At 54.4% G+C, this 14,019-nt stretch carries 12 protein-coding genes; 10 read left to right on the forward strand and 2 right to left on the reverse strand.

The genetic code is table 11. The features are described from left to right. The first annotated feature begins 581 nt into the window (after positions 1-581). From B880_RS0123660 to B880_RS0123685, 6 genes are all read left to right on the forward strand, one after another. A complete protein-coding gene (locus B880_RS0123660) occupies positions 582-2,150 on the forward strand; it encodes an ABC transporter substrate-binding protein (RefSeq protein WP_017349940.1) in 1,569 nt (522 codons plus the stop codon). Further along, positions 2,150-3,196 (forward strand): ABC transporter permease, encoded by a 1,047-nt coding sequence (locus B880_RS0123665; protein WP_017349941.1) that lies wholly within the window; start codon positions 2,150-2,152, stop codon positions 3,194-3,196. The genes B880_RS0123660 and B880_RS0123665 overlap by 1 nt, the downstream gene beginning before the upstream one ends. Further along, positions 3,193-4,050 (forward strand): ABC transporter permease, encoded by an 858-nt coding sequence (locus B880_RS0123670; RefSeq protein WP_017349942.1) that lies wholly within the window; start codon positions 3,193-3,195, stop codon positions 4,048-4,050. The genes B880_RS0123665 and B880_RS0123670 overlap by 4 nt, the downstream gene beginning before the upstream one ends. Then, positions 4,040-4,870, forward strand: a complete 831-nt coding sequence (locus B880_RS0123675) for an ABC transporter ATP-binding protein (RefSeq protein ID WP_017349943.1) — start codon at positions 4,040-4,042, stop codon at positions 4,868-4,870. The genes B880_RS0123670 and B880_RS0123675 overlap by 11 nt, the downstream gene beginning before the upstream one ends. Further along, positions 4,863-5,540 (forward strand): ABC transporter ATP-binding protein, encoded by a 678-nt coding sequence (locus tag B880_RS0123680; RefSeq protein WP_017349944.1) that lies wholly within the window; start codon positions 4,863-4,865, stop codon positions 5,538-5,540. The genes B880_RS0123675 and B880_RS0123680 overlap by 8 nt, the downstream gene beginning before the upstream one ends. A 542-nt stretch (positions 5,541-6,082) precedes the next feature. Continuing rightward, complete coding sequence (locus B880_RS0123685) at positions 6,083-8,548, forward strand: membrane-bound PQQ-dependent dehydrogenase, glucose/quinate/shikimate family (protein WP_017349945.1); 2,466 nt, start codon at positions 6,083-6,085, stop codon at positions 8,546-8,548. Positions 8,549-8,597: 49 nt separating this feature from the next. Here the strand turns inward: B880_RS0123685 and mmuP are convergent, their stop codons facing one another. Both mmuP and B880_RS0123695 read right to left on the reverse strand, forming a co-directional pair. Next, positions 8,598-9,998: an S-methylmethionine permease gene (gene mmuP, locus B880_RS0123690; RefSeq protein ID WP_017349946.1), complete on the reverse strand. Its 1,401-nt coding sequence runs from the start codon at positions 9,996-9,998 to the stop codon at positions 8,598-8,600. A 115-nt stretch (positions 9,999-10,113) separates the two neighbouring features. Beyond that, a complete protein-coding gene (locus tag B880_RS0123695; RefSeq protein ID WP_017349947.1) occupies positions 10,114-10,452 on the reverse strand; it encodes a DUF2002 family protein in 339 nt (112 codons plus the stop codon). A 150-nt stretch (positions 10,453-10,602) separates the two neighbouring features. On the opposite strand from B880_RS0123695, the gene B880_RS0123700 reads away from it, so the two are divergent. The 4 genes from B880_RS0123700 (at position 10,603) to nrdE (ending at position 14,016) form a co-directional block, all read left to right on the forward strand. Continuing rightward, positions 10,603-10,917, forward strand: coding sequence for a DUF883 family protein (locus B880_RS0123700; protein WP_017349948.1), 315 nt, complete (start codon positions 10,603-10,605; stop codon positions 10,915-10,917). A gap of 330 nt (positions 10,918-11,247) precedes the next feature. Then, entirely contained in the window at positions 11,248-11,490 is a 243-nt protein-coding gene (gene nrdH / locus B880_RS0123710; protein WP_017349950.1) for a glutaredoxin-like protein NrdH, read from the forward strand. 4 nt (positions 11,491-11,494) lie between these two features. Beyond that, positions 11,495-11,908, forward strand: coding sequence for a class Ib ribonucleoside-diphosphate reductase assembly flavoprotein NrdI (nrdI, locus tag B880_RS0123715; RefSeq protein ID WP_017349951.1), 414 nt, complete (start codon positions 11,495-11,497; stop codon positions 11,906-11,908). Further along, positions 11,878-14,016 carry a class 1b ribonucleoside-diphosphate reductase subunit alpha gene (gene nrdE / locus B880_RS0123720; protein ID WP_026042877.1) on the forward strand — a complete coding sequence of 713 codons (2,139 nt, stop codon included), beginning with the start codon at positions 11,878-11,880 and terminating at the stop codon, positions 14,014-14,016. The genes nrdI and nrdE overlap by 31 nt, the downstream gene beginning before the upstream one ends. Positions 14,017-14,019 lie beyond the last annotated feature (3 nt).

Consider the following 14,019-nt stretch of genomic DNA (forward strand, 5'->3'; position numbering starts at 1 on the left):
GCTAGCCCTTTCATTACAGCAATGAAATGGAAACCATAATTAAATGTTGAAAGCAGACAGCGTTATGCATTCCTCATTAGTGAAAAGAAGAATGAACAGTGCATTAACCATCCGCGATCGGATAAAACCCTTTTAATTCAAGGGTGGAGGGAACAGGGCGTACAGGAATAGAATCATGATAACGATATCTCATTAGTCATTTAAGCATACTAAAGGGAGACAATCGTCAATTTGAGGATTGCTACCCGCCAGGTCGGCAAGCAGCAAAGAGAGATCAGTGCTTCAGCTTGCCTTAATGTTTTTAAATAAGGGGTGACTGTCCAACTGAATTCTCCTGATGTGTAATTGCCGGTAATTATAGGAAGGTAGTAACCAAAGTAAAGTACATTTTTAACTCAATCTTTGTTGTTTACTTTTCGTTGTCAGAATTGCCCATCAACTGCCTTAACCTGGATCTTTTTTTTCTTATAACCAAAGTGACAATGCTTATCCATTTTATGCATAACGTTTCTCTACAATTGACTATTCTTGTTTACAGCCCTTACGTACACTCGCGGTAACTCTTAAAGCAAGGATTTCCCATGAAAAAAACAACACTTTCCCTGCTGGCACTGACGTTAGCTGCCGCTTTTGCAGCTCAGGCCGCTACACCGAAAGACACGCTGGTGATCGCCCAGTCCATTGATGATGCAGACAGCTTCGACCCGGCTAAAGGGTTTGAACTCACCAGCGTACAAGCTTTCACTAACATCTATCAGCGCCTGGTACAGTCCAATCCAAAAGATCCGATCAAGCTGGAACCGACACTCGCCACCAGCTGGCAGGCGGGCAAAGACAACCGCAGCCTGACGTTTGCCCTGCGTAAAGATGCGAAGTTTGCTTCCGGTAACCCACTGCGTCCGGAAGATGTGATCTTCTCACTCGGCCGCGTGGTGAAACTGAACCTCGATCCCTCATTTATCCTGACCCAACTGGGCTGGAATAAAGAGAACGTCGATAGCTATCTCAAGAAAGTGGATGATGACCACGTAGAGATCAGCTGGAGCGCCAACGTCAGCCCGGCGTATGTGCTAAGCCTGCTGTCGGCTCCGGTCTCTTCTATCGTTGATGAGAAGACCGTCTCTGCCAATGCGAAAAATGGCGACTTCGGCAACGGCTGGCTTGCCACCCATTCGGCGGGCAGTGGTCCTTACCAAATCCGCCTCGCTAAGCTACATGAAGTGTTACTGCTGACGGCGAACCCGACGTCACCTGCCGGTGCGCCGCAGCTGAAAAATGTGATGATCAAAAACGTACCGGAACCGGCCACGCGTCGCCTGCTGCTGGAGCAAGGGGATGCTGATATCGCACGTAACCTGGGCGCAGACCAGATTGCAGCACTGAAAGGGAAAAACGACGTCACCACCGCCGCTTACCCAATGGCTTCGCTCTACTACATTCAGTTCAATGTCGGTGCCAATGATGTGCTGAAAAACCCGGCACTGTGGGAAGCTTCACGCTATCTGTTCGACTATCAGGGCATTGCCACACAGTTGTTAAAAGGCCAGTTTGATGTGCACCAGACCTTCTTACCGAAGGGCTTCCCTGGCGCACTGAATGACACGCCATATCAGTACGACCCGGAAAAAGCCAAAGCGATTTTGCAGAAGGCCGGTCTGACCAACGTGACCTTTACCCTCTCCACCAGCAACCAGCCGCCGTATCTGGACATCGCACAGGCGTTGCAAGGGAGCTTTGCTAAAGGTGGCGTGAAAGTGGTGATTGAACCGGGTATCAGCACCGAAGTCTCCACCAACGTCAAAGCACACAAGTATCAGGCGACCCTGAATGCCTGGGGTGCAGACTACTTTGACCCGAACACCAACGCCGCGTCCTTCGCCTATAACCCGGAAGATGGCAGCAAAACCATTGCCTGGCGCTCTGACTGGCACATTCCGGAGTTGAGCAAACAGACGCTGGCAGCCACGGCAGAGAGCGATCCGGCGAAGCGCGTGGTGCTGTATCAAGCCATGCAGCGTGAAGTGTTGAAAAGCTCACCGTATGTGATTGGCCTCCAGGCACGCAACCTGATTGCCCTGCGCAGCAACCTGAAGGGCTACGAGCAGGGTATTAACCCGGACATGGTTTATTACTCACAGGTCACTAAGTAATGGCAGTAGATAACGCCGGGTCCGCCCGGCTTTTCGGTCATCGGCTGGGGCGCATCGCCACCAGCCTGCTCTCTTTGCTGGTTACCCTGCTGGGGTTGCTGGCCTTTACGTTTATGCTGTCGCACTTCTCGCCGATCGATCCGGTGCAGCAGATCGCAGGCGATCACGCCAGCGAAGCGACCTACGCCCAGGTGCGGCACGATCTCGGGCTGGATCAGCCGGTGTTAATGCAGTTCTGGCACTACATCAGCCATCTCGCCCACGGTGATTTAGGCATCTCGCGTCTGACCAATCAGCCGGTGAGCCAGGACTTGCTGCGCACCTTCCCGGCCACCATTGAGCTGGCGTCTTGTGCCATGCTGTTTGCCGCCTTTTTTGGCGTGCTGTTGGCCCTGCTGGCGGCGTGGAAACCCGGTAGCTGGATGGATAACCTCGCCAGGCTTATCTCCCTGCTCGGCTATTCGGTGCCGGTCTTCTGGCTTGGGCTGTTGGGGCTGCTGCTGTTCTATGCGGTGCTGCACTGGTCGGCCGGGCCTGGCAGGCTGGATGATATCTGGATCTACACGCTGGAACCGAAAACCGGCTTTGTGTTGATCGACAGCTTACTCTCTGGCGATCCTGAAATGTTCCGCAATGCGATTGCCCATTTATGGTTGCCGGTGGTGATCCTCGGCCTGCTGGCGATGGCGGGGATTACGCGCCTGCTGCGTGCCGCCCTGCTGGAAGAGAGCAGTAAAGAGTATGTGGTGCTGGCACGTGCAAAAGGGGCCGGGCGTACACGTATTCTGCTGCGCCATATTTTCCCTAACGTACTGGGTACGCTGATCACCGTGATTGCTCTCTCTTATGCCACGCTGTTAGAAGGCTCGGTATTAACCGAAACGGTGTTTGCCTGGCCTGGCGTGGGACGCTACATGACCAATGCCCTGTTTTCCGGCGATGTTCCGGCGATTCTGGGGGCCACGCTGCTGATTGGCGGCTGCTTTATTCTGATTAATGCGCTGGCCGATGCCCTGACCTGGTTAACCGATCCGAGAACGCGATGACACAACAACTCTCTGAACTGGAAACAGTGCGCCCGAAGCGGCGTAAAGCGCGCATCACTTCGCTCAGCATTGGTCTGACGCTGGTGGTGCTGCTGATTCTGATGGCGCTATTCGCCCCGCTGCTCGCGCCATTTGATCCTAATCTGCAAACCATGACCCTGCGTCTGATGCCACCCGATGCCACACACTGGTTTGGTACTGACGGATTTGGCCGTGATTTGCTCTCCCGCGTGATCTACGGCGTGCGTCCTACGCTGCTGCTGGTGGCGCTGATTCTGATCCTGACCATTCCAGTGGGCCTGCTGATCGGCATCACCGCCGGTTACGTTGGCGGCTGGACTGAGCGCATCTTGATGCGTATCACGGATATCTTCCTGTCGCTGCCTAACCTGGTGATTGCACTGGCGCTGGTCGCGATTCTTGGCCCCGGCCTCATGAACGGTGCGCTGGCCCTCGCCCTGACCAGCTGGCCGCCGTTTGCTCGCCAGGCGCGTGCAGAGACGCTGGCGCTGCGCCGCAGTGACTATCTGGCCGCCGCACGGATGCAGGGAATCAATGGCCTGCGCTTGATGGCAGGGCATATTTTACCGCTGTGCCTGCCCACCGCGGTGGTGCGGGCCGCATTGAGCCTTGGCGGGATTATTCTCGCGGCGGCGGGCCTGGGCTTCCTCGGTATGGGCGTGCAACCGCCGACGGCTGAGTGGGGTTCTATGGTTGCCGAAGGCAGTAAAGTGATTTTCGACCAGTGGTGGGTAGCCGCAGCGCCAGGTGCTGCCATTCTGCTTGCCAGCCTGGCGTTTAACCTGACGGGTGACGGTCTGCGTGACCGCCTGGATACGCGCAATGCAAAATAATCTTATACATGTCGATAAGCTGGCGATCCGCAGCGACGATGCGCTGCTGGTGGATCACATCAGTTTTTCTATCGGCCGCGAACGCGTAGCGCTGGTCGGCGAATCCGGCTCCGGTAAATCCCTTACCGCCCGCACGCTGATGGGCCTGCTCTCCCCTGCGCTTCAGGTGCAGGCGCAGCAGTTGCAGGTTGTCGGCGCGAATGCGTTACAGCTACAGGAGCGCGAGTGGTGTGCCATTCGCGGTCATCGCGTGGCCATGGTGATGCAAGATCCAAAGTATGCTCTGAATCCCGCTCGCACCATTGGCTGGCAGGTGGAAGAGCCGCTTAAGCTACATCGCAAGCTCGGCCGGGGGGAGCGGAAAGAGAAAGTCTGCGAAATGCTCAACGCGGTCGGCCTGCCCGATCCGCGCACGCTGATGCAGCGCTATCCACACCAGCTTTCCGGCGGCATGGGCCAGCGCGTGATGCTGGCAATGGCGTTGATCACCGATCCTGAGCTGCTGATTGCCGATGAGCCCACGTCCGCCCTTGACCATGCGATGCGCGATCAGGTGTTAGGTCTGATCCGCCAACTGGTGGAAGACAGAAACATGGGGCTGCTGTTGATTAGCCACGATCTGCAACAGGTTTCAGAGCACTGTGAGCGGGTGATGGTGATGTACAAGGGCCAGCTGCTGGATACGCTGCCCGCAGCCGATCTGTCACGCGCCACCCATCCTTACACCAAAACGCTGTGGTCCTGCCGCCCGAGCAAAGCCACGCATGGCCAGGCGCTGCCGGTGCTGGACCGCGCTGCTCTGGAGGCTATGCGTGATTAAGCTCAACCACCTCAACGTGGCCCATAAGCAGGGCTACGAGCTGCGCACCGTGGTGCATGATGTCGATCTCAATGTGCAGGCCGGAGAGTGCTTTGGTCTGGTAGGCCCTTCTGGCTGCGGTAAGTCCTCACTGCTGTGGGTGATGGCCGGTTTGAATCCACACTGGCAGGGTGAAATGGCCCTGGCAGGCTGCCAGGTGACGCCAGGAAAACCGTTTACCGGTGCGTTGCGTCGTGACGTGCAGATGGTGTTCCAGGACCCTTACGCGTCACTGCACCCACGTCATCGCCTGCGCCGCACGCTGGCTGAACCGTTAAAAATACTGCGTCGCGACAACATTGATGACCGTATTGATCAGGGCTTTCGCCATGTGGGCCTTGATCCGGCGTTGGCAGACCGCTATCCGCACCAGCTTTCGGGTGGACAGCGTCAGCGTGTTGCGATTGTGCGTGCGTTACTGCTGGAACCGAAAATCCTGCTGCTGGATGAACCCACGTCCGCGCTGGATATGTCGGTGCAGGCAGAGATCCTGAACCTGCTTAACGATCTTAAACAGCAGGATGGCCTGACCATGGTGCTGGTGAGCCACGATCCCGATGTTATCGATCACATGTGCGACCGGGCGGTGCGCATGGATAAAGGCCGGATCGTCGGCGAACTGATCGCCTGATGAAATATTCCCTCCAGCTGGAGGGAATCCCTTCTGTTGTTCATATTCCCCTTCAACGATTGTTGCCTGATTTATAAAGAAAATAATTTCAATAAAAAACGAACCACGAGGTTCATTTATAAATTTCTTGATGCATTCCCATCATTTACGCATTTTTGTGAAATTTTTATTCGAAATGTAGTCTGGGTGTTATTGATAATGATTTCTGTTTCAGATATTTTTTTCTCGTCGGCCAATATTCTCTCTGCGCTTTATCGGTATTACTTTCATCTTTAACGATGAAAAGGAAATAATAACCGCAGAAAACGCAGGGATGTAAATAAATATTACCGATTCCCGTTCAGAAAAATAAACCTTTTTATTAAGGAGGATATTTATCGCCCTGAATATTCATCGGGACGTGCAGTGCAACTCAAATCATCAGGTTTCATTAAAAAACAAGGCGTTACAAACGCTGATAAAACCAGCGACACAAACAAAACAACCATATGATTTTCATTATGTTTTTGTCGCTTATTATCATATTGAGGTAAGGAAATATCATGTCTAAGTACAGCTTTATAACGGCACGGCCCGTTATTAGCGGAATAGTCTATGCATTAATTGGTTTAGCCTTAATCTTTGCCGGGGGAAAACTGGTGGGGCTGGGTGATACCACCTACTACTTAATCGCCGGAATTGCTTTGCTTGTAACAGGAATATTGCTGGCTCTTGGTAAACGGCTGGCGCTATGGGTATATGCTGCGCTAACGATTTATACCGTGATTTGGGCACTGTATGAAGTCGGCTTCAATGGCTGGAAATTACTGCCACGCTTCGACGTTATTGTCTTCCTGGGTGCATGGCTGGTTACCCCCTGGGTTCGACGTGGACTGCGGGGTAAAGGCGAAATCACTGAACCCGGCCCGCTGAGTTCTGGCAATCGCTCCGTGGTGGCCGTTGTCGCGCTGGTGATTGTCGCCGGAACCCTTTACTGGGGGCTGCACCGCAGCGACCCGGTTGTCGAAGAGACCGGGGTTGCCGACCGTAACGCGCCAGATGCCTCACCAGATGGTGAAGATAACAGCCAGTGGCACTCCTATGGTGGCACCCATGCTGCCGACCGCTACGTGCCGTTTGAGCAGCTTAACGCCAGCAACGTGAAAGATTTGAAAGTGGCGTGGCACTACACCACCGGTGATGTGCTGCCTCAGGTGGCGAAAGACAAAGGGATTTTCTTCGCCTTTGAAGCGACGCCACTGCACGTTGATAATGTGCTATACCTCTGTACCCCACGCGGCCGCGTGCAGGCGCTGGATGCCCAAACGGGCAAACGCCTGTGGGAAAACGATCCCCAGGCCGATCTGTCGCACAACACCTTTATGAACTGCCGTGGCGTCTCTTTGTGGCAGGCACCCGCCGATTCTGGCTACCATGCCGCCGATGGCAGCCAGACCTGTGCAACCCGCATTATTAGCCCGGTCCTTGATGGTCGTATCATGGCCGTGGATGCCAAAACAGGCGAGCGCTGCACCGATTTTGGTCACAACGGTTTTATCGATATGAAAGAAGGAATGGGCGTGGTTCAGCCAGGCTTCTACACCCCGACCTCTGCGCCACTGGTGGTGAAAAACCTGATTATTGAGGGCGCAACGGTCGATGATAACCGGGCACTGGATGAGCCATCCGGCGTGGTTCGTGCCTGGGATGCGGTCAGCGGCCAACTGGTCTGGTCATGGGATGCCGCACGTAAAGATCCTAATGAGAAACTGCAACCTGGCGATCAATTCACACGCGGTACGCCAAACGCCTGGGGGACTTACACCGCAGATGTGAAAAATAATCTGGTCTACATCCCAACCGGCAATGCAACACCTGACTACTGGGGTAAAACGCGCCGTCCGGTAGATAATCAGATCAACAGTTCCGTTGTGGCTTTAAATCTTGATACCGGTAAGCAGGTCTGGGCCTTCCAGACTACGCACCATGATGTCTGGGATTTGGATGTCCCGGTTGGCCCATCCCTGGTTGATCTGCCAGCCAAAACGGGAACCGGCACCATTCCCGCGCTGGTACAAACCACCAAGCGCGGTGAGCTGTTTGTCCTTAACCGCCTGACCGGTAAGCCGGTATTCCCGATTGAAGAGCGTAAAGTGCCGGTGAGCGGCGAGCAGTCTGACTGGCTCTCTCCAACGCAGCCTTATAGCGCCGGTTTGGCCTCAATGGGTCCACCTCATCTGAAAGCCACCGATGTCTGGGGTGGCACGATGTTCGACCAACTCTGGTGCCGTATCGATTTCGCTCAGCATGACTACCAGGGACAATTCACCGCACCTTCCGTGAAAGGCGCACTGGGCATGCCCGCCAATGACGGCGTGACCGACTGGTCCGGTGGGACCATTGACCTGAAGCGTCATCTTTTTATTGCACCGGCAACCTATGTGGCCTTCTCTAACCGATTGATCCCACGCGCCGAAGCAGAAAAACGTGGCCTGGTCGAACCGGTTACCGACTACACGGACAACGCACCGCGCGGCCTGAAAGATGCCATTGCGGCGGCTTATGGCCAGCCGTACGTCGAGCAGATCACCGCATGGCTCAACCCGGCGGAAGTGCCTTGTACTCCACCGCCGTTTGGTACATTGACGGCTATCGATCTCGAAACCGGCAAACAAGTCTGGTCACAGAAGTTCGGGACCACCCGCGATATGGGCCCCGCGGGTATTCCTTATAACCTGCCGATGCAGACTGGCATGATGAGCCTCGGCGGTGGTGTTGCTACGCGCAGTGGCCTGTTCATCATTGGCGCTACCATTGACCAGTACCTGCGCGTTTATGAATCCGCCACCGGTAAACTGCTGTATCAGGCACGCTTGCCTGCCGGAGCACAGGCTACCCCGTCCGTCTTTATGGGCAAAGACGGTAAAGAGTACATTGTGATTGCGGTAGGGGGTCACGGTGAGCTGCGTTCACGCAGCGGTGATGAAGTGTATGCCTTTGCGCTGCCAGAGGTGCCGCAAAAGAGCTAACTCTCGCTAACGTCTAATGCCCCGGTAACAACCGGGGCATTTTTTTGGTTTAGCTTTCGGCTTCTGCGGCGGCGAGGCGCTTATGAGTCAGGTGATAAGCGGCATAGCACAGCAGGACAAACGGGATGCCACACCACAACGCAATGCGCTGTGAGGGATCGAATGCCAGTCCGGCACAGGCCACCAGGCAGAGGATGAAACCGAGAATCGGCGTCAGTGGGTAGAGCGGCGCACGATAAACCAGCTCCTCCAGCCCTTTCCCCTCTTGCAAATGACGGCGACGGAACATGTAGTGCGACGCACAGATGCTCAACCAGACCGCCACCACCGCAAACCCTGAAATTGCAGACAAGGCCACAAATACCGTATCCGGCGCGATAACGCTGGAGAGCAGCGCCAACACGCCACCTAACATGCTCACGGTCAACGCCAGCATCGGGACACCGCGTTTATTGACCCGGGCAAAGCAGCGCGGCAGAGTATTTTCATTCGCCAGCGACCACAGCATTCTGCCTGACGCATACAGCCCGGAGTTGGCTGCCGAGAGGATCGCCGTCAGAATCACGAAGTTAATGATATCTGCCGCCCACGGAATACCGATTTTCTCAAACACCATCACAAACGGGCTTTTAACAATGCCCGCCTGGTCCATCGGGATCAGCGCCGCCAGCACCAGCACGGTGCCAACAAAGAAGATAATCAAGCGCGCAACGGTGGTGCGGATAGCCAGCGGCAGCACGCGCTGCGGATTCTCTGTTTCACCTGCGGCAATGCCGATCAATTCGGTGCCGGAGAAAGCAAAGTTCACCGCCACCATGGTCATGATAATCGGCAGAATCCCGTGCGGGAGCCAGCCATGTGCGGTGAGGTTGCTTAACCCCGGTGCCGCACTGCCGTCTTTCAAGGGAATAAAGCCAAAGATGGCTGCTCCACCCAGCAGAATAAACGCCACCACCGTCACCACTTTAACGATGGAGAACCAAAACTCCCCCTCGGCAAAGAAACGGGTAGAGATGGTATTCAGCAGATAGATGGCCAGGCAGAACACCAGACACCAGATCCAGACCGGCACCTGCGGGAACCAGTACTGCATACAAAATCCGGCGGCGGTGAAACTGGAACCCAGCGCCACAGTCCAGGTTAACCAATAGAGCCAGGCGACGGTGTAGCCGGTCGCGGGGCTGAGATAGCGGGCCGCATACACATGGAATGCGCCGGTCTCCGGCATCGCGACGGAAAGTTCGCCCAGGCACACCATCACCAGCCATACCACTAACGCGCCAATGAGGTAAGCCAGCAGCGTCCCGGCGGCCCCGGTAGTAGAGATAATGTAGCCGGTGTTAAAGAACAGACCGGTGCCAATCACGCCGCCTAGCGAGAGCATCACCAGATGGCGGACTTTCATGGTCCGTTTGAATGGGGTTTCTGAAGTTTGCGTTGGTTGCGTCATAAAATTCCATATGGACGTCTGTACATCTATATGGACACAGGTTTATACGCTGCGATTCGAAGAATTGCAACGTCAGATACACAACGCCGGCCCCGCCCCATTTAGCAGGGTGGGATTACTCGCTAAATACGCCTTGCAGATAACGCTCCAACGCCATGCGGGAGCTGAAACCGTGCGGAATGCCGTAATGCTCGTGGCTCTCTCCGGTCAGATAAAGCGGGAATTGCGTATAGTGGTCGCACGTTTTCATTTCGGAAGCCGGTTCGGCAAAGACCTGGCTTTTCTCTTTCAGGGTCGGGTGGATCACCAGCGCCGTTCTGCCTAACCGCGCTTCACGGTTCACATACACATAGCTGTTGCCACGGCGGTAGCCATAGGTTTTGGCGGTCACCACGTCCACCTCAAACCCCGCCTTCTCCAATACACGCGCCACTTCATCCGGTCGTAAATACATGCTCACTCCTCTGTTCTCAAGCCCCGCAACCTTACAACAGCCGGGCTGCCGGGGGCATTCGGAATTATCCCTAAACCGCTGCCCACCGAAGCGTTTCCTGTTTCCTCTACTACACTTAGTATTGCGTTTAAAATCAAAGGGAGCGAAAAAATGTTCAACAAAACACCAAAAATTGATGATGTTGATATCAACCAGGATGTGAATGAGCTGGCCGATACGCTGGAATCGCTGCTGAAATCCTACGGTAGCGAAGCGAAAGATGAGGTCAGCAATGCCCGCAGCTCGGCAGAAGCGCTGCTAAAACGCACCCGCGCTAAGCTCAGCGGCAATGGTCGTGTTGGCCAGGCAGCGCGCGACGCTGGTTACCAGGTGGATGCTTATGTGCATGACAAACCCTGGTATGGCGTTGGTATTGGCGCTGCGGTCGGTTTAGTGATCGGTGCCCTGTTAGTGTCGCGCCGCTAACGGATTTCGACTAAGAAAAGCCTCACCTCGTGTGGGGCTTCTTTTTGTCTTTTGCGCAGGGTTTCAACAGTCTTTTCAAAACGTGTTTCGCAGTAAAAATATTTTTTTTCTCTTGCTATCAGCCAGGGCCGCATGATTCCTGGTCTTTCCCGCCTAGTGTCTCAGCTAAGCTAAAAACCCTATATCTGGTGTGTTGACGTCTTTAAATACTACATCTAGTATTCACTTCATCAACCAGACACTAGGCAACACCCGGAACGAAGCGAAAAAGTCAACCCTTTTGCTTCGCTTAAGTGCTGTTTAATCGCGACCCAAAGGAAAATACGAATCATGCGCATTATTATTTACACCAAGAACAATTGCGTCCAGTGTAATGCCACGAAAAATGCCATGGATCGTAATGGTATCAACTACGATCTCATCAACCTGGACACCCAACCAGAACATATCGACAGCCTGAAATCTCTCGGTTACCGTCAGGTGCCGGTAGTGATGGCCAATGACGATCACTGGAGCGGCTTCCGTCCGGACAAAATTGCGAACCTGCGCCAGCTAGCCGCTGTCGGGGCGTAACGCGATGTTCCCACTGGTCTATTTTTCGAGCCAGTCGGAAAACACGCACAAATTCATTGCTCGTCTGGGTCTGCCCGCTCGCCGTATTCCGGTTGATCTCGGGCAGACTTTGCATGTTGAACACCCTTATATTCTCGTGGTGCCCAGCTATGGCGGCGGCAGTGCGCGTGGTTCCGTGCCCAGACAAGTTATACAGTTTCTTAACGATAACGATAATCGTCGTGGCATTCGTGGTGTGATCGCAGCGGGTAACCGTAATTTCGGCGAGGGTTTTTGCCTCGCAGGCGACATCATTGCGCAAAAATGCCAGGTTCCCTATCTGTACCGCTTCGAGCTCATGGGAACCCCCGACGATGTCGCTAATGTCAAAGCGGGAGTATCCAAATTTTGGCAACAACAGACACACTCAATGGCGTAGGGCTGGATTATCACGCCCTGAACGCAATGCTCAACCTGTACGATGCCGATGGCCGTATCCAGTTTGAGAAAGACCACGAAGCCACACGTCAGTTCTTCCTGCAACACGTTCAACCTAATACCGTGCCTTTTGCCAATGTGGCGGAACGTCTGCGCTATCTGGTTGACGAAGGCTACTACGAAGCGAGCGTGCTGAATCAGTACGACATCGGCTTCCTCGACAGCCTGCACCAGCAAGCAGAAGAGTTTGGTTTTGAATTCCGCACCTTCCTTGGCGCATGGAAGTTCTATACCAGCTATACGCTGAAGACTTTCGACGGCAAACGTTACCTGGAAACCTTTGAGCAGCGTGCCTGCATGGTGGCTTTGGCACTGGCACAGGGTGACGAAACCCTGGCACGCGCGCTGCTGAAAGAGATTCTGAGTGGCCGCTTCCAGCCCGCGACCCCCACCTTCCTGAACTGCGGTAAACAGCAGCGCGGTGAGCTGGTCTCCTGCTTCCTGTTACGCATCGAAGACAACATGGAGTCGATTGGTCGTGCGGTGAACTCTGCGCTGCAGCTCTCTAAGCGCGGCGGCGGTGTGGCTTTCCTGCTCTCGAACCTGCGTGAAGCTGGTGCGCCTATCAAGCGTATTGAGAACCAGTCTTCCGGCGTGATTCCCGTGATGAAAATGCTGGAAGATGCCTTCTCCTACGCGAATCAGTTGGGTGCGCGTCAGGGCGCGGGCGCGGTGTGGCTTAACGCACACCACCCGGATATCCTGCGTTTCCTCGACACCAAGCGTGAAAATGCCGATGAGAAAATCCGCATCAAGACGCTGTCACTGGGCGTCGTGATCCCGGACATCACCTTCCAGCTGGCAAAAGAGAACCGCGACATGGCGCTGTTCTCACCGTATGACGTTGAGCGTATCTACGGTAAAGCCTTTGGTGATATCAGCATCAGCGATCTCTACGAAGAGATGCTGGCGGATGACCGTATCCGTAAAACCTATATTCACCCGCGTGACTTCTTCCAGACGCTGGCCGAGATTCAGTTCGAATCTGGCTATCCGTACATCATGTATGAAGACAGCGTGAACCGCAGTAACCCGATCGCCGGTCGCATCAACATGAGCAACCTGTGTTCGGAGATTTTGCAGGTCAATAACGCCAGCGAATATCACGACGACCTGACTTACCGTAAAGTGGGTAAAGATATCTCCTGTAACCTCGGTTCCCTGAACATCGCCCATGCGATGGATTCACGTGACCTTGCGCAAACCGTAGATGTGGCGATTCGCGCGCTGACTGCCGTTTCCGATCAGAGTGAGATCAACTCAGTGCCTTCGGTGGCTGAAGGCAACCGCCGTTCACATGCTATCGGCCTCGGCCAGATGAACCTGCATGGCTACCTGGCACGTGAAGGTATGCGTTATGGTTCACCAGAAGCGCTGGATTTCACCAATCTCTACTTCTATTGCATTACTTACCATGCGATTGCCAGTTCGAACCGCATCGCCACCGAGCGTAATCAACGCTTTGATGGTTTTGAGCAGTCGCAATATGCCAACGGTGAGTTTTTCACCAAGTACACCGAGAAAGCCTGGCTGCCACGCACTGAACGCGTAGCGAAGCTGTTCGCCGATGCCGGTATTACTCTGCCAACCCAGGCGGACTGGCAGGCGCTGCGTGCGGCAGTCATGCAACATGGCCTCTATAATCAGAACTTGCAGGCGATTCCACCGACCGGCTCGATCTCGTATATCAATCACGCCACATCAAGTATTCACCCGATTGTGTCGCGTATTGAGATCCGTAAAGAGGGTAAAACCGGCCGCGTTTACTATCCGGCACCGTTTATGACCAATGACAATCTGGAGATGTATGAAGATGCCTACCAGATTGGGCCAGAAGCGATTATTGATACCTACGCAGAAGCCACCCAGCACGTTGATCAGGGGCTGTCACTGACGCTGTTCTTCCGTGATGACGTCACCACGCGTGATATCAATAAGGCGCAGATTTACGCCTGGAAGAAAGGGATTAAAACCCTTTATTACATCCGCCTGCGTCAGATGGCGCTACAAGGAACTGAGGTGCAGGGTTGCGTTTCCTGCGCTCTGTAAAAG

It is taken from the genome of Pantoea sp. A4, from assembly GCF_000295955.2.
GTDB lineage: Bacteria > Pseudomonadota > Gammaproteobacteria > Enterobacterales > Enterobacteriaceae > Pantoea > Pantoea multigeneris.

Coding starts and splice junctions, on each gene's coding strand:
- B880_RS0123660 (WP_017349940.1), top strand. CDS start 582: ATGAAAAAAACAACACTTTCCCTGCTGGCACTGACGTTAGCTGCCGCT.
- B880_RS0123665 (WP_017349941.1), top strand. CDS start 2,150: ATGGCAGTAGATAACGCCGGGTCCGCCCGGCTTTTCGGTCATCGGCTG.
- B880_RS0123670 (WP_017349942.1), top strand. CDS start 3,193: ATGACACAACAACTCTCTGAACTGGAAACAGTGCGCCCGAAGCGGCGT.
- B880_RS0123675 (WP_017349943.1), top strand. CDS start 4,040: ATGCAAAATAATCTTATACATGTCGATAAGCTGGCGATCCGCAGCGAC.
- B880_RS0123685 (WP_017349945.1), top strand. CDS start 6,083: ATGTCTAAGTACAGCTTTATAACGGCACGGCCCGTTATTAGCGGAATA.
- mmuP (WP_017349946.1), bottom strand. CDS start 9,998: ATGACGCAACCAACGCAAACTTCAGAAACCCCATTCAAACGGACCATG.
- B880_RS0123695 (WP_017349947.1), bottom strand. CDS start 10,452: ATGTATTTACGACCGGATGAAGTGGCGCGTGTATTGGAGAAGGCGGGG.
- B880_RS0123700 (WP_017349948.1), top strand. CDS start 10,603: ATGTTCAACAAAACACCAAAAATTGATGATGTTGATATCAACCAGGAT.
- nrdH (WP_017349950.1), top strand. CDS start 11,248: ATGCGCATTATTATTTACACCAAGAACAATTGCGTCCAGTGTAATGCC.
- nrdI (WP_017349951.1), top strand. CDS start 11,495: ATGTTCCCACTGGTCTATTTTTCGAGCCAGTCGGAAAACACGCACAAA.